The organism is Thiocapsa rosea (assembly GCF_003634315.1).
Taxonomy (GTDB): Bacteria; Pseudomonadota; Gammaproteobacteria; order Chromatiales; family Chromatiaceae; genus Thiocapsa; species Thiocapsa rosea.
This window is the reverse complement of the sequence record NZ_RBXL01000001.1, coordinates 4,180,536-4,197,317: the sequence shown is the minus strand read 5'-3', so window position 1 is coordinate 4,197,317 and position 16,782 is coordinate 4,180,536. Positions and strand designations below refer to the sequence as shown.

The 16,782-nt window shown below is 62.4% G+C and carries 11 protein-coding genes; 6 read left to right on the top strand and 5 right to left on the bottom strand.

Annotated features, from left to right (window positions below):
* Positions 1-151 precede the first annotated feature (151 nt).
* From BDD21_RS18830 to BDD21_RS18815, 4 genes are all read left to right on the top strand, one after another.
* Entirely contained in the window at positions 152-1,720 is a 1,569-nt protein-coding gene (locus BDD21_RS18830) for an alkaline phosphatase (protein ID WP_245969684.1), read from the top strand.
* Positions 1,721-1,827: 107 nt separating this feature from the next.
* On the top strand, positions 1,828-2,961 hold the full coding sequence (locus tag BDD21_RS18825; protein ID WP_245969683.1) for a YibE/F family protein: 1,134 nt from the start codon (positions 1,828-1,830) through the stop codon (positions 2,959-2,961).
* 1,687 nt (positions 2,962-4,648) lie between these two features.
* Complete coding sequence (locus BDD21_RS27970) at positions 4,649-4,825, top strand: hypothetical protein (protein WP_170164823.1); 177 nt, start codon at positions 4,649-4,651, stop codon at positions 4,823-4,825.
* A 183-nt stretch (positions 4,826-5,008) separates the two neighbouring features.
* The gene (locus BDD21_RS18815; RefSeq protein ID WP_120798466.1) at positions 5,009-6,304 is read left to right on the top strand and encodes a DUF3422 family protein; all 1,296 of its coding nucleotides are present in this window, start codon (positions 5,009-5,011) and stop codon (positions 6,302-6,304) included.
* 42 nt (positions 6,305-6,346) lie between these two features.
* Here the strand turns inward: BDD21_RS18815 and BDD21_RS18810 are convergent, their stop codons facing one another.
* From BDD21_RS18810 to BDD21_RS18800, 3 genes are all read right to left on the bottom strand, one after another.
* On the bottom strand, positions 6,347-8,269 hold the full coding sequence (locus BDD21_RS18810) for a tetratricopeptide repeat protein (RefSeq protein ID WP_120798465.1): 1,923 nt from the start codon (positions 8,267-8,269) through the stop codon (positions 6,347-6,349).
* Positions 8,270-8,406: 137 nt separating this feature from the next.
* Positions 8,407-9,372, bottom strand: coding sequence for an adenosylcobinamide-phosphate synthase CbiB (gene cbiB, locus BDD21_RS18805; protein WP_120798464.1), 966 nt, complete (start codon positions 9,370-9,372; stop codon positions 8,407-8,409).
* Complete coding sequence (locus BDD21_RS18800) at positions 9,363-10,562, bottom strand: adenosylcobinamide amidohydrolase (RefSeq protein WP_120798463.1); 1,200 nt, start codon at positions 10,560-10,562, stop codon at positions 9,363-9,365. Before BDD21_RS18800 ends, cbiB begins: the two co-directional genes overlap by 10 nt.
* Positions 10,563-10,829: 267 nt before the next feature.
* Here BDD21_RS18800 and BDD21_RS27965 point away from each other — a divergent pair, with 267 nt between their 5' ends.
* Positions 10,830-11,054, top strand: a complete 225-nt coding sequence (locus BDD21_RS27965; protein WP_170164822.1) for a cysteine-rich CWC family protein — start codon at positions 10,830-10,832, stop codon at positions 11,052-11,054.
* Between the two features lie 43 nt (positions 11,055-11,097).
* Complete coding sequence (locus BDD21_RS18790; protein ID WP_120798461.1) at positions 11,098-14,217, top strand: SUMF1/EgtB/PvdO family nonheme iron enzyme; 3,120 nt, start codon at positions 11,098-11,100, stop codon at positions 14,215-14,217.
* Positions 14,218-14,288: 71 nt separating this feature from the next.
* On the opposite strand, the gene BDD21_RS18785 is transcribed toward BDD21_RS18790, so the two are convergent.
* Entirely contained in the window at positions 14,289-15,278 is a 990-nt protein-coding gene (locus BDD21_RS18785; RefSeq protein WP_120798460.1) for a tetratricopeptide repeat protein, read from the bottom strand.
* A 98-nt stretch (positions 15,279-15,376) separates the two neighbouring features.
* On the bottom strand, positions 15,377-16,684 hold the full coding sequence (locus tag BDD21_RS18780; RefSeq protein ID WP_245969943.1) for an autotransporter outer membrane beta-barrel domain-containing protein: 1,308 nt from the start codon (positions 16,682-16,684) through the stop codon (positions 15,377-15,379).
* Between the last annotated feature and the right edge of the window lie 98 nt (positions 16,685-16,782).

The window sequence follows — 16,782 nt, the reverse complement described above, 5'->3', positions numbered from 1 at the left end:
CATTCGGCATATTGTCACAAGAAAGTAAGGGTCTTTCTGTAGATTGCGCCGTGCCGTTCGGAAAGCACCCAACACCTCTGTCCTCCCCCCGAGCGGTCCGCCGGCCCCGTCCATCCAGGGCCAACTATGACCAGAAGTAGAGAGAAGGCAAGTGAAACACCGACATTTGATCCTTAGTCTGTCCGCTACGGCGTTGCTTGCAGCAGCGACATCGGCAAGCGCGGCGCTGCCGAAGTATGTGTTCTTCTTCCTCGGCGACGGCATGGCGAGCGCCCAGATCCAAGCCACCGAGGCCTATTTGACAACCATCAACGGCGGGGATGCGACGTTCGCCGCAGACCTCATGCGTCCCGAGAATCGGCTCAACATGACCAAGATGCCCGTTGCGGGCATGCAGACGACCTACGATGCCTACGCCTTGATGACGGATTCGGCATCCTCGGCCACGGCCTTCGCGAGTGGTCTCAAGACCAAGAGCGGCGTGATCAACATGGATCCGGAGACTCAAACGACCTGTTACAAGAGTATCGCCGAGCTCGCCCATGAAAGCGGCAGGAAGGTCGGGGTCATCAGCAGCGTCTCTCTGGATCATGCAACACCGGCCACCTATTACGCCAGCGTGACCAATCGCGGCTTGATGAACAACATCGGGACTCAGCTCGCCGAGAGCGGGTACGCGTTCTTCGGCGGCGGCGGTCTCGTCGCACCGGAGGGACCTGCGCGCTCGGGCGATACCGACAACAACATTTGGGACCTGCTGAGCACCAACGGATACACGGTCCTCAACGATCGCGCATCCATCTTGTCGCTCAAGGCCCAGCCGATGGACAAGGTGGTCGCGATCAACCCCGTACTCGATCGCAGCTCCGCCATGCCCTATGCCATCGACCGCCCGGAGGGTAATCTCTCGCTGAAGGAGATGGTCGAGGTCGCGATCGCCAATCTCGAAGATCGCCCGAAAAAGCGCTGGGACAAGGTCAGAGGCCCGGCCCGCAACGGTTTCTTCCTGATGGTCGAGGGCGGCAAGATCGACTGGGCCGGCCATGCGAACGACGCGGTCGCCAGCATCGGCGACATGTTGGATTTCGACGCCGCAGTCGGGGTCGCCATCGAGTTCGCGAGCCGGCATCCGAATGAAACCCTCATCGTCGTCACGGGCGATCACGAGACCGGCGGTATGACCATCGGACATGCGACGACCGCCTATACGGCCTATTACGATCGTCTGCTCGGTCAGAAGAACAGCTACGAGCACTTCCAGGCGAACCAATGGGCCGAGCATAAGGCCGCCAACAGCGAGACACTCTGCGCGGGCGACGCCTGGAAGGCTCCCGACAATCTCGAACGCGATACGGTCATGCTCGGACTCATCAATGACGTCTTCGGCATGGATTGGGCGGACCTGAACGTCTACCAGAAGGAGAAGCTCGAAGACGCCTACGACAAGTCCATGTGCGGCGCCAACGACAACAGCGCGGACGAAAACAAGCTCCTCTACGGCGGCTACGAGCCGATCGTCGTGACCATCACCCATCTGCTCAACGAGCGCGCCAGCATCGGCTGGACCTCTTACTCCCACACCGGCGTTCCCGTGCCCCTGTATGCACAGGGATGGGCGTCCGCTCGGCTGGCGGGCTTCTACGACAACACGGATATCGCCAAGCGCCTCGCCAAGATCATGCGTTTGCCCGAGCTGCCGGTCACGAAAGCCTGTCCGTAACCCTAGGGTCATCGCGACGACGGGTTAGATCGAACCCGCCTCCTCTCGGCGCCGCCTTCGCGGCGCCGTTTTTGTGTTCCGAATGTTCAGATCCGAGGTATCGCTCCGTGTCGAGAATAGGTCGCGAATGGCTTTTTGCCGGAGTCATCGCCGTCGTCTGCATCCTCCTGCTCACACTCGATCTAGCACCGCCCGGCCCGCCGGCCGAGCGCGGCCTGCATGCGCGCGGCTTGATCGTCGATGTGGACAACAGTCGCGTCCGCACCAACCTCATCATCAAGACCGAGGCCCAGGTCCTGACCATCAGATTGCTTGACGGGCCGGCGGAGGGCGAAGAGTTCGCCGTCACCAACATGCTCACCGGCAAGCTCGAGCTCGACGAATTCTACGAAACGGGCTCGGTCATCCTGGTCGAATACGACCTCGTCGACGGGCAGCCGGCCCACGGCATGGCACGCGGTCACTATCGCCTACAGATGCAGCTTCTGCTCATCGGCGGCTTCGTGGCCCTGTTGATCGGGGTCGCCGGGGTCACCGGGCTGAAGGCCGCACTCTCCTTCGTCTTTGCGGCACTGGTGCTCTGGAAGCTGTATTTCCCGCTCCTGCTCCTCGGCTATCCGCCGATTCCGACCGGTCTCGCGGTGGTCGCCGTCCTGACCGGCGTCGTGACCTTCTCGGTCGGCGGACTGTCAAGACGCGGTATCGCGACCTTCTCGGGATCCATACTCGGCGTTTTGCTCACCTGCGGTCTCGCCGTCTGGTTCGCACATGCCTTCAACCTGCACGGCGCCATCCGACCCTTCGCCGAAGCGCTGCTTTACTCGGGCTATTACGAGCTGCGACTGACCGACATCTTCATCGCCAGTGTCTTCATCGCCTCCTCCGGCGCAGTCATGGATCTCGCGATGGACATCGCCGCAAGTATGGAGGAGATCAAGCTGGGTCAACCGGATATCGGCGTCTTGGACCATATCGCCTCAGGGCTGCGCGTCGGTCGGGCAGTCATCGGCACCATGACCACCACGCTGCTGCTCGCCTATTCGAGCAGTCACATCTGCATGTTCCTGCTCTTCATGGCCAAAGGTCTACCGGCGGAGAACATTCTCAACGCACCCTTCGTCGCCGCCGAGACCCTCAACATCCTGGTCGGGAGCTTCGGCCTCGTCACGGTCGCCCCCTTCACTGCCGTAGTTGCGGGGCTGCTCTATCGGGCGCACGCAAACACAGCCTCGGCATGCTAAACCGCGCTCGGTGGTCACGCCGGGGGACCTCCGAAGCGCCCTCAACGCGCGCCGAGATCACAGAACCGCAACACAACCATCGTATGTTTCCCACTTAAACCGCGCCCGGTGCGGTATGCGTATTCCGGGAAAGGATCTACCGGCGTTGCTCATTAGCTCGGCCGGTAGGGTGGACGAGCGAGAGCGAAGTCCACCGATCCCCGCGCCGACGCTGGTGGACTGCGCTACGCTTGTCCACCCTACCGCTGCGATCAGCGACGCGGGACCGGGTGGCCGCGGGTGGTTACCCACCCGCGGCTCCCACAGATCCGGACGTGCGGGACTACCGCATCCGGCTCCTCGGTTGAGCGCTCGCTGCACGACAACTGTCGCACACCCGATGGACCATTCAGCCCATGTCGCGATCTCCTGTCGTTCTGTTCAGATGGTCAGGTGACTCGATGTTCACGCCATCGTCCCTTCAGAAGGTGTCTCAACCGATCGGCCGCTTCCCTCCCATGGGTCCGCTCGGGTGCGTTCCCCACGCTCAACGGTACTATCAGCCGACTCTGACTGCTCAGTCGCCATCGCGCCGCACTTCGTTGCCTTCGCTTGGCGCTACCTTGCCGTCGGTCCTGTTCGCTCCCGTCGGCCGGACCAGCGCCGTCGGGCCGGGGCGGCTTCTTACGCGGTGCCCGCGCCGCGTCTCGGGCAAGGAGCAACTGAGCGCTCCCAGGTTCCTGGACGACCCGTGCGTACATGCCCTGCTCTTAGACCCCGGCGGAGTCTCGACATCAGGCCGTTACGATGCCGAAACTGTTGCCTTCCGGTGTTCCGAATACGTCGGCTCCGCTGAACTCAGTAACGGGGCTCCATCACACGGCCTGCACGCCCCCTGTGTACGCTTCGCAGGCGGGATCGCTCCCGCACCACACAACACTCGGTTCCGGTGGATGGCCACTCCTTACCGGCTCGGGACTTGCACCCGGTGGGTCGCAAAAAGGAGTTTCCGATTGGCTTATCCGTTCGCTATCTTCCTCTCCTTCCAGGCTTTGCCTGGCGCAACGGTTTTATGAGCGAGGCCGATCTACCGACAGAGCCGGAGCCGAGGCACGTCGTCGAAGGGTCTACTCGTTGTCGTTGTCGTTGTCGTTGTCGTTGTCGTTGTCGTTGTCATCATCGGATTCCGGACGAACCGATCTTTCCTCGCACATCCGATCTGCCGGAAGCAACGCCGCGAAGCGGCGTGCCCTGGGATAGACGACTTGCAGTCGTCCTCTTCCACGGGCCTCGCGCGCACGACCGTCGCGTCAGGCAACGCCTGACAGGCTGTTCGCGGTACCCTTGCGCATGCCCCGAGGATTCCGAGCGCATCCGAACCGCATCGGTCGTCGGCAGCCCTGCTCGCTAGAGCATGCGAGCCGATGCTGGTACGCTCGGTGATCGGCCTGATCGAGGACTGGTTCTCCGTCGTGGACGCAGCAGGGCAGCCGCGCTTCCGGATGCGTATTCGCGACCCGCGCAAGCCATGCCGGCTCGGACCCTTGAATCCAGTCACCGTCCGTCGAGAGCACGCCACGAAGGCGAGCGCAGGAGACCTTTCCGACACACGAAAAGGATCCGACGTCCTCGCCTCCTCTTCAACCCCCATTCAGGTGCCCGAACGGCAGTCTCGACTGTCTCGGCGCCGAACAGCGAGAGTATGACCATGGCCAAGACAAACTATGCGTTCGAGAAACGTCAGCGCGACCTACAGAAGAAAAAGAAGAAAGAGGACAAGCAGAAGCGCAAGACCGAAAACAGCAGCACTCCATCCGAAGCGGCCGACGTCGAGCAGCCCGAGGGTGATCTGCCGCAGACCGACGCCGGGCAGAGCTCGACCTGAATCCGGGTGGAGTCGAGCAGGCGACACCGGCCCGCAACGGCCTCGCGCGCCTGCGCGAATTGCAGTGCCTCATGACACGCGCGATCCACGCGTGACGCACGCACGAGCAGGGATCGCGAGCCGGTATCGCCTTCGTCACAAGCCCCGGTTACACTCGCGCCGCCCAATAAGGATCCTCACGGCATGTCACTTCCCTTCAAAGAGCATCTGCTGCGTCATATCGTCACCGACGAGCTGCACGCCCGCACCTTCGAGCCCCTGCGCGCGCCCGAACGTGTCTCCCATCTCGCTGCGGTCTCGGGCGAGCGCGGGGGCGGCCGCAACATCGAGCACCTGAAGCGACTTCTCGCCCACTACGGGTTGCCGATCCCGGAGATGGTCGATCAACACTATTGGATCGACCTCGGACCCATGCGTCTGCGTTGGGAGCGCCATACCGAGTTCGTTACCTATACCTTCAGCAAGCACGGCGCTTTCGCTCACCCCTTCGCCGAACCGTTGCTCGACGATCTGCCGCAGGACTGGCTGCGCGACCTGCCCGGCGAGGTGATCACCGCCACCTCGCTGGCCATCGAGCCCTGCGATCTTCCCGAGCGCACCAACGACGAGCTGGTCGCGCTCTTCGAGGGCAACCCCGTCATCGGCTCGGAAGTGGTCGGGGGTGCGGGGCGCGCTTGGTCCGATCATAAGATCCATGCCGACGGGTACTCGTGGATCCTGCTGCGCGCCTGCGGCCTGTCCGACAATCAGGCCGGGCGACTGGCCAAGCGCGTGTTGGAGATCAACGCCTACCGGGCCATGGCACTGCTCGGATTCCCGCTGGCACGGGGCGTCTCAGCAGCCCTCAGCGACGCCGATCGTCGCTTGGCGCTGGTGGCTTCACGCCTGTCGAGTCAGGTCTCGTCCGATCAAACGGCCTTCGAGAGCGAGCTGCTGGGCGAGCTGACCAGGCTCGCCGCGGATATCGAGGCGGTTTCGGCCCGAACCACCTATCGCTTCGATGCCTCGCGTGCCTATTACGGGATGATCCAACAGCGGCTCGAGCAGCTTCGCCAAAACAGGATCGAAGGCCTTCAGACACTGTCCGAGTTCCTCGACGCACGCTTGACCCCGGCGGTCGCGACCTGCGAGGCCACCCAACGACGTCAGCACGACTTGGCGGAGCGCGCAGCCCGCATCACCAGCCTGTTGCGCGCCCGTGTGGATGTCTCGCTGCAGGAGCAAAACCGGCAGTTGCTGCAGTCCATGGATCGCCGCGCCCATCTGCAGGTGCGTCTGCAGGAGACCGTGGAAGGGCTCTCCGTCATCGCGATCGGCTACTACGGCGTCGGCCTCATCGGGTATGCACTCAAGGGTCTGGAAAGCGGCGGAATCCCGATCGATGCGGGCTTGTGGATGGGAATCGCCCTCCCCTTCGTGATCGGGTTCGCCTGGTTCGGACTCAGACGGATCAAGCGGCGCCTGGCCGGATCGGAGTGATTCTGCGCCCGGCCGAACGGCCGGGCGCCCCCCGAGAGCGGATCAGTCGCCCTTGCGCTCGAACCGACCGCTCTTGTCGGCACCGGGCCTGACCCGCCCCTGCAGTCGCTTGGCGAGGGCCAACCGGCGCGCGTCGTCCTCGTCTTCGACCAATGGTTCAAGACTCGCGATCAGAGCGTCCGCAGCAGGCTGATTCCCTCGCGCCCGGCTCAGCATCGCCAATGCACCATAGAGCACGAAGATGTCCTGCACGTGCAGGCTCGGGCGCTCGTAGAGTCCATCCAGCAGGCGAGCGGCCTCGTCGATCTCCCCGGCCTCGATCAGCATGACGGCCAGATTGCAGCGCGGGAAGACGTAGTCCGGGAAACGGGCGATCACATCGCGAAGCAGCTCGATCGCTTCCAGAGGACGACCCTGAGCACTGTGGATCGCGGCGAGGTTGCCGAGTGCGACACGATGCCCGGGGGCGTACTCGAGGATCCGAGTCAAGAGGATCTCCGCGCCCTCGTAATCCCGCTCGTTGAAGCGGTCTATCGAGCGTTGGAGAAGCATCTCGAGATCCTTGGGAAGATTGCTCGGCTCGGGCTCGCGTCTGATCTCGGTACTGACCAATTTAACCTGCGTCACGCGCTCGCCGTCCCACAGCTCAAGCGGCTCGCCGTAAGGCAGCAGACCCTTGTCGTGGAGCGGGCGAAGTAACCCGAAGCGCGTCTCCCTGGTCCCGATCGGCAGACAGGCGAACCGTTTCAGACGCTCGACCGCGTTCGGATCGCCCCGTTCGGCGCGATATTGGAGGATGAAGGCGACCAGACCGCGCAGGCCGTCGTCGCCGCCGACGTAGAGTGCATCGAGGAAGTCATTGGATGCCGTCACCTTCCCGAGGTGCGAAAAGGCGTCGTTCCCGGCGTCACGCATCCGGTTCAGCCAGGTCAGCGGCAATGCCTGCCCGAGACCGAACACCGGCGGATACGCCAAGGCATCGCCCGCGGCGTCGATCACGGTGCGACTCTCCAGGGCGGGTTTGAAATTCGGCACGCGCTCGAGCGATGCCTTGCAGAGCGCCCGCGCCCGCTTTGCCTCACCCAGTCGACTCGCCGCGCAGGCGGCCAAATGGCTCAGCATCGCCTGTTGCTGAGGCTCTCCGATGCCGAACCAGTCACACCGCTCAACACGCGCGAAGGCATCCAACGCGGCGGCATCCTCGCCCAACAGCAGCAAGGCATCGAGCTGCGGCACGGCATCCTCGAGTCGGCGGGCCGTCGCGGCGGCCAAGGGTGTCGTCAGGCCCCGTGCGCCGGTCTCGTCACCCTGATAGAGACGCAAACGCGCCGCCCATCCCAAGGCGAAGAGGTTGTCCGGATCCTCCTTCCAAAGCGCAAGGAAGGCCGCCAGGGCATCCTCGATGCGATCGAGATGGAACAGAGACATCGCACGATTGTTCTTCGCCGGCGTTAGATCGACCCCGTCCAGCCAACGCACGACGCCGGCAAAATCATGGCCGTCCAGATGGAGCTTGCCGATATCGAAGAGCAGCATCTGCTCGGCGGTTGCGCTCGACCCGTCGGGCTGCCGCAGCAGATCCTCGCGTATCGCGGCCGCCACCGGAAACCCGGGCGTCTCGACACCGAGCGCACGCAGCCGCTCCGCGGTGCGATCCGCCAACATGACATGCCCGAACTGCAGTGCGTACCGAAAAAGCATCTCCTGAGCGGGCAAGCTCTTGGGACGACGCTCCGCCCAATCGAAAGCGGCAATGGCCGCAGCGCCGCTTCCCTGGCTACCCTCCAGCGCCTCCACGAGCAGACGCCGGGGACCGCTTTGGTCCGGGTGGGCCTCGATCAAGGCACGCAGCCGACGCGCCGCGGTCGCGTCATCTCTGCGCTCCATCAAACGTTCGATCGCCTTGAGCTGGCTGGACAACACGGCGGAGGCGCCGGACTTGGGCTTGGCGGACTTTTTGGACATGAGAACCCCGAGACTCGGATATTAAACTATTAAAAAATATATTATTTTTAAACCGCGTCCCCGCTCAAGGCTGTGGATGCACCAAACGTCGAGTTCACTCGAAAGTGAGCATCTCGCTCTGGACGCGGTTTAAACCCTCACCATGGCAGAACCGTGCGCAGCGGCGCAACGGCCACACCGACGAGAAGGGCTAAGAGGCAGGCCACCAGGATCAAACGCAGCGCGCGCTCGAGGTCCGGCGACCCGAGATCGGCCGGCCAATCCGGATCGCCCATGTAGGCATCCGTAACGAGCGTCCCGCCGTAGCGAATCGGACCGACCAGCCGGACCCGCAGCGCGCCGGCGCAGGCGGCCTCGCTCCAGCCGGAGTTCGGACTGGGGAGCATGGCGTGATAGTCGCGCGCGGCGCGCAAGACCAGCCGCGGGTGCAGCTTGAGCAATGCCGCCGCGGCCGCGATCAAGGGGACCGAGAGCCGCGCCGGGAGCCAATGGACGAGATCGTCGGAACGCGCCGCGGCCCAGCCGAAACGGCCGTAGCGCGCGTTCTTGTAGCCGACCATCGAATCCAGGCTCGACACCGCCTTCACCAGGATCAGACCCGGAAGCCCGAACAGACAGAGCGCCCACAGTGGCGTCAGGACCCCGTCCGTCAGGTTCTCCGAGAGACTCTCGATGGTCGCCCGCACAATACCGTCGCGCTCCAGTTGCTCGGTATCGCGACCGACCAGCATCCGCAGCCGGGCGCGTGCACGCGGAGGATCGTCGAGCGATTCGAGCACGCGGCGCCCGTGATCCAGGAGATCACGGGTGCAGATCAGGCTGTAGGCGATAAAGACATCCCAGCCAAAGGCCGCCCAGGGGTGAACAACGCCGAGCACGTATCGAACGCCCCACCAGACCGCCAGCGCGCCGCCGACCACCAACAACCAATGCAGAACGCCGCTGACACGCCCGCTCAGCCCGCCGGCAAACAAGAGCCTCTCCCAGCCGAGACTCCAGGCCCCGATGATCCGAATCGGATGAAAACGATAGACCGGATCCCCGATCAGCGCGTCGAGGAGACAGGCCGCGAAGACGAGCGCGAGGTGCTCGGTCAGTCCCATTTGCGTGCAAACCCACGAACGACGGCGAGCGCGGCTAAGCGCCCGTCCGGCAACCCTTGATGCGGCGCCAGCTCCGCACGCAGCGCGACGAAACGCTCGGGCTGGACCGCGACGGCCGCCCCGAGCAGCGCCGCCTGGTTCAGGATCGCCTCGCGCGCAACCCCGGCATGCAGCACCCCGGTGCGCACCAGATCCAGAATCTCGGCCAGGCCATAGGCGGCTGCGGCGCTGTGCGGATCATGGATGATCGCCTGGAGATTCGCGGCGAAGACGGCCGCACCCGGAGCGTCCAGCTCGGACGCCGCGCAGTCCCGCAGCGCCGCCTCGTCGCAACCGAAGCGACCCAAGGCCGCGCAGATGGTTCGCCTAAGCTCGGGAACGATGCCGTTCTGCAGCAGCAGGCAGCGGGTCACCGCCTCATGCGTCGCCCGCCCGAGCAGCTCGCCCAGCGTGTTGTGACCGCCCGCCCAGTGCCGCTCCCACTCGCCTTCGTGCGCCAGCGGAGCGGCGATGGCGAGCTGATCGGTCCCGGTACCGGTCGCCAGGCCCGGCGACTGCAGGCTCGGCATGCGCAGATCCAGCAGAGCCAAGCTTTTCGCCTCCGTCACCATCGTCGCCGCCCGAACCAAGCACGCAGGCGTGCAGGGCTGGTTGATCAGGACCAGAGTGACGATGGTACCCGAGGCTGAATCCTCGGGCGGTGGGTCGTCGGCGGACGGACGCGCGAATTCGGGTTGCCCCGCCGGTTCCGCGGAACGCCCGCTACGGGCCGGACGACTGCCGTCGGCCTCCTCGTGCCAAGCAGCCGGATCGCCCGCGCGGACAGCATTGCCGGTCACCCCGGCGGTGGCGACCACCGTCACGCAAAGATCCTCCGCATCCGCATGTGCCACGACCGCGCATTGCATGTTGGCGGCGGTCCCCATGAGGGCGGTCGTCTCGGGCGGAAGCCCGGCCTCGGAGCACGTTTGAGCGTGATAATCCCGGGCCCCAAGACCCAAGACCCGCTCGTAACGCGCCAGATGGGCCGCACCCTCGCAACTCTGATGATTCGCGAGATGGGTCAGCGTCTCGGACATCCCGCCGTTCACCCTGCAGGTGCCGAGCACACGATGCGCACGCGCGAAGGCCACGACGAGATAGCGCCCCTGCCGGTGCAGGGCGTAACGGTCGGTCTCTTCGAGCAGCATGCGGACCTCGATCACGGGGACGGGAAGGGATGGCCGGCGAGCGACGGGGCCGACGGACGCGCGAGGCTATCGCAAGTGAAGGCGGGACCGCAACGACGACGAGGCGCGTCGGCCCGAAAGGAGGCGGGGCGAGGGTGTAGACTGTCATCGCGTCCGAGCAACCACCATTACAAAGGCGAGGTCCCGGTTCGGCGCCCCGTCAAACGACGACAGCAAGAAGACTGTCGGTCAACCCACCCGCCAACACGGATATCGGGAGCAACGCGAATGGGAAAGCACGAGATGAAGACCTGTCCGCGCTGCGGATCCAGCTTCGAATGCAAAGCGAACCGCGTCGAGCGATGCGGCTGCCTGAGCGTCACACTCACCGCGGAGGCGCTCGAGTTCCTCGGCAACCGTTATCGGGACTGTCTTTGCGTCGCCTGCCTGGAGCAGGTCAATCGAATGTGCAACGACGCCTGCGAACAGGACGACATGACGCGATACCGGTAACCTCCGGCCAACGTCCGCAGACATCCTTACCCTTCAGCCACTCATGGACATTCCGGGTTACACGATCATTCGCGAGCTGGGCGCCGGCGGGATGGCGACAGTCTATCTTGCGAAACAGATGCGGCTTGATCGGGAAGTCGCACTGAAAGTCTTGAAGCCGATTTCAGACGAATCCGACGATTTCGCAGCTCGCTTTCTCAGGGAAGGGCGGGTCGTCGCACAACTTCAGGACCGCCGAATCGTCACGATCTACGATTTTGACTCGCGAGGCCCTTTCCACTATTTCTCCATGGAATATCTACCGGGTGGAACGCTCTCGGAACGCATTATAGAGGGCATGAGCGTCGAACGCGGACTCGAGACCATCAAAGGCGTCGCTCAAGCTTTATCGTATGCGCATCAGCGGGGGATCATTCATCGCGACATCAAGCCGCAGAACATCCTCTTTCGATACGATGATACCCCTGTATTGACGGATTTCGGTATCGCTCACGTCATGAAGGCGAATTCCGATACCACGCGCATGACGAAGCTGGGCATGATCGTCGGGAGCCCGAGGTACATGAGCCCACAGCAGATCATGTGCCAATCGCTTGATGCTCGATCGGATCTCTACAGTCTCGGCATTGTCTTCTACGAAATGTTGACCGGCGAGCTTCCTTATCGGTCCGACGATGTCATGAGTCTTGCCATGAAGCATTGCACGGAAGCAATGCCGCCGCTGCCAAGTCATCTGTCCCGTTTTCAAGGAATCCTCGACAAGCTGGTCGCAAAAGATCCTGACGCACGCTTCGATAGCGCCGACCAGCTTGTCGGAGCAATCGAGCGCCTAGAGGCCGCGGCTCGTTATCCCGATTCCGGCGATGATGAAACGCTTGTGCTTGCACGGCCAACTCGAAAGGATCAAAGCGAGCCTGGAAGCAGCATCAACCTCAAGCGATGGTTTCTTTGGGGTGGCGGCACACTGGTGCTCGCCCCGGCACTCATTGCCGGCTATCTCATAATGACTCCAAAAACGAGCCCCGAGGAGCCTGAGATCGCTTCCGGTTTACCTCCCGCTGCAGCAAACCGCTCGACGACAGCAGCTAACTATGAGGAGCTCGCAATCGCGCATATCGAGCGCGGCGAAGTGGCGCGAGGTCTCGATCTGATTCGACTGGGACTGGATATGGCCCCGGAAGATGATCGCCTGACGGCTCTCGAAGATCGCACTCAAGCGCGTCTTGAAGCAATGACAATGCTCGGTCAAGCGCAGGATATCGCACAGCGAGGAGCGCTCGGGGAGAGCCTGGAGATGATCGAGGAAGGATTACGGTTAGCACCGAATCTTCCGGGGCTCAATGCGTTCCGGGAGGAACTGGAGCAGCGCATCCACAATGATCGCCAAGAAAAAGCCGACAAACTACTGGCGGAGGCACGCGCCATGATGGAGCGGCTTGAGCTCGGAAACGCGCTCGCCTCTATCGATGCAGGACTGCTGATGGCTCCGGAGCGAAACGACCTCGTGGCCCTGAGATCCGATGTCGAGGACGCCCTGAAACAGCAGAGCCGAATTGAAGACCTGTTGATGCAGGCACGTCAATCGCGTCAACTGGGCTCTCTTTCGGAAAGTCTCGCACAGGTCGAGGAAGGTCTTCAGATTGCACCGAACAACCCTGATCTGCTCCAAATACAGGCAGATCTGATCGCCGAGAAGGAAGCCCTTATTGCCGAGCAAACCCAGGATCTTGTGGTTCGAGTGGATCACCACCTCGCGAACGGTGAATACCGTGAAGCGCTTCGCCTTTCGGAGGATGGCTTGGAAGATGCCCCCGGTCATCGCGAGTTACTAACGCGTCGCGACGAGGCCGGATCTCGCCTTGAGATCGCAGAGAGGGTCGATGCATTACTGGAGCGGGCCCAACGTGCACAACAGGCAGGTGCCCTGGACGAGAGTCTGTCGTTGCTGACCGAAGCGCTTCGCCTCGCGCCGATGCGGTCCGAGCTTGGGCAACTCCGAGACGAGATCGAGTCCGAGCTGAATGAGCGTTCTCGGATCGCCCGAATGCTGGCGGAATGCAATTCTCGGCTGTCGACCGAGCCGCCCCTGGTGGATTCGGCCGCGTCTGTCGCCTGCTATCGGGACGTCCTCCAGGCGGATGACAAGAACTCCGGCGCACGTGCACAGCTCGACCGAATCGCCGAACTGCTCGTCGAGTCGACGTCCACGGCATTGGACCGAGGCGAACTCACAACAGCCCGGGATCAGTTGGAGCAGCTCAGCGTAAGCTGGCCGAACGACCCCCGAGTCTCATCCTTGGCCGAGCGGTTGCGCATCGAAAGCGCTCGCGCATCGATCGCACCGACAATGGTGACGATTCCTCAAGGTTGCTTCCAGATGGGCAGTCCGGCAGACGAGATCGATAGAGAGGACGACGAGCTACAACATGAGGTCTGCGTGGACGAGTTTCGGCTCGGTGCGTTTGAGGTCACGGTCGCGCAGTTCCGGCGGTTCGTCGAGGCGACGGGACATCGAACCGAGGCCGAGTTCAATAGCGGTGAGAATACCGGCTGTTGGACCCTGGCCCGAAATCGGGTCCAGGGAGCGGACGATTGGGGATACGAACCCGAGGCGAGCTGGCTTCAGCCGATCGAAGGCATGGAGATTCAGGATGACTACCCGGTCAGCTGCGTCAGCTGGCGCGACACACAGGCCTACCTCGCATGGCTGGGCCGAGCGACCGACCGAAGCTATCGCTTGCCGACTGAGGCGGAGTGGGAGTACGCGGCTCGCGCAGGCACCACAACCCCGCGCTTCTGGGGCGTCGGGTCAGGGTTGTCGGCGTGCGACTATGCGAACGTGGCGGACTCGGCCAACGGGTGGAACAACGGCTTTGTCTGCGACGACGGTCACGAGTGGATGGCCCCCGTCGGTCAGTTCAAGCCCAACGCTTGGGGTCTGTACGACCCGCTCGGCAATGTTTGGGAGTGGACCTGCTCGTCGTATGACGCCGGTTATCAAGGACGCCAGAATCGATGTGCGCCACCCGATTCAGACAAGCCCCGGGTCCTGCGGGGCGGGTCCTGGTACAGCGGTCCGAAAGCAGTCCGCTCGGCCTACCGAGATAGGGCATTCCCTGAGTCCCGTTACAGCTTCTTGGGTTTCCGAGTCGTCCAAGATTGACGGGGTCGTTGCCCCGGAACTACTCCTGTCCCGTGGTTTCGATAATCTCATCCGTCGACTGCCCGCCCCATCTACGGCGGCCCAGCCAACCTTCGAGAGGTATCCAGGACAGCGTCGTACTGTTGCGTGCGAACGAGCTCCAGCTTCTCGAGCTGCGCAGCCCGCTCCCCAGATCTTCCCCCTGTCGGCACCTCCGCTTGCTCGCGCGCCTTCAGCTCCTGAATCGCATGCAACTCCCTGCGTAATCGCTGCGCCTCACTCTCTGCATCACGTCTTTGACTCTCGAGAAGCCGTTGTTGATCGTCGTGCGCCCTCTGCAACGCACTTAGATCCACGGCTTCTGCCGGGCGACTTCGTGAAGCCGCTCGTTGTTTTATCAGCTCGTCTCGCGTGGCTTGCGCAGTCCGTTTCAAACCTGCGGCCACCTGATTTTTCAGAGCGATCTCCTTCCGAAACGCAGCCCGTTCCTGCTCCAGCGTGGATTCGAAGATCAGCCGATCCTCGGTGATTCCCGAGGCGCGGCGATACCAGTCGAGCGCCGCGACATTGTCCTTTGGGACGCCCAATCCACGCTCGTAGAGTGATCCCAGGCTTGTTTGCGCAGGTCGATGGTTCTTCTCCGCAGCCCTGCGATACCACTCGGCGGCCCTGCCGTAATCCGGAGCCGGCAGGCCCAGCCCCTTCTCGTAGATCTCTCCGACATACGTCTGCGCCACGGGGTCACCCGACTGCGCCTGCGGCAAGAGAGTGCTCAACGCTGTCGCATAGTCCGAGCGGTCGAAGAGGACGTATTCTCCCCCGCGTATTCCGCAGTCCTTCCGGGTCGTTTTAACTGACTGGCGCGCACCGAGGTAGGTCGCCATGGTACCCAACCGACGAATCTGCCCCGGCAAGAGGCAATCAACCACCACATATTCGTCGATGTCGCGGGGCAGCCCGGTTGCCTGTTGAGTATCCCGCTGCATCTCGACGCCTCCCATAGGCGCCGAGTCACAGCTTGCTACGGCGGCTGCGGCCAGGCAGGACAAGCCCGCTTGCTTCAAGCGATTCACAAAGTTCATCAATGAGCGACCTCATGCTCAGGCGATTCATGCAGGAGGGCCTGATACCGCCCAGGGTTCTCGCCATTCGCCGTTGGATCTTGCGTGGACCGAGCTGATCAGAATTCCATCCTGACCCCTGCGTTGACAGCATTGTAGCTTACGCCGTCATAGCCAAGCAGAGTATTGTATGCGACAAAACCTGACCAGCCATGCTCAAACTGAGCGGATACTCCGGCACCAAGCTCCATGTAATCATGGTCAGGCTTGTTCGTCAGGATAAACAGCGGTTGCTGATTGATGTCGTTCACGAAGGTGGCCCCCACTCGTTCCTGCGGATTCTGGAACTCGTGAATCCATGCCACCCGAACCTGAGGCACGAACACGCCGTTCTTGTGACTAATTGCTCTGGACACCTGAACTCCGAGATCCGACGTCAATGACTCGTAGGTCTGGGATGAAATGGAGAGGGCCATGCTACCGCCGGTTGTGTTTGGACTGGACATCGACTCTCGGTAGCCGTCGACATCATTATTGATATAGTTGAACCTCAAGGCGGGACTGATCACCCAGGCATCATGATATAGGTTGTAGCCTGCGCCCAGATTGAAGTTCCAGACACTCGCGCTGGGATCCGAGCTGGCGATTTGGTTCGCCACATTATTGCCTGCGAAGTCGATCGTATAGTTGATCTTACGTTTCAGCGTATATTCATTGCTGGCGTAACCGATCAAGCCGTCTACAAAGAAGCCGTTGGGGAGAAAGTAAGTCGCATAGATCAACCCTCCCCACGAATCTCCCGACATGTCACCACGATTATTATCGAAATCGAATTGCTCATCGGCGTAGCGTATTGCCAGGCCCCCGATAAAGTTCTCGTTGAATCGGTAATCGACACTCAAGGCCATCGCCCAGCGCTCGAAGTCGTAACCCGGTTGGTAGGCTGATTCATCCTCATCGCCATTGACGTAATCGAAGCTGAAAAAGCCCCCGAACGGACCAAGCGCGACATCTGCGCTAGCCGCTCCGCCTGCCTGGACCCCGGAGACGTCCCGATCTGCCAGGAGAGTCGTGGGCTCGGCCCATGTAGCGTCAGCCAACCGAATGCGTTGAAGGCGGTTCTGAACGAAAGCGACCCCGAGTCCGGCCGCACGCAAGGCCGCGGAGTTCTGAGCACTGATCTGGTCGGCGGCGAGTTGATTCAAGGACGTCGTCGACCCGCTCGGATCATCCGCCGATCCAAGCACGATGATTCCGCAGTCGTCCTGAAAACGCTGATTATTGGCATTACCACGGCCATTATCCCCCGTGATGCACGTCTGAAAAATAGCATTACCAGCAATATTTCCATTGATGGTTGCCGCATCCAGCGCCTCTTGATAAAACGGAGGGGGCGCATCGGCTATCGCCAATCCCGCCCAGAGCATCGGCAAAACAGTTCCCAGGGCACCTGAGGCTACGACATGAGAGCGCGACGACGACTCTAGTCGCGAAGACCGTCCGATCATCTCCACTTGCGATTCCT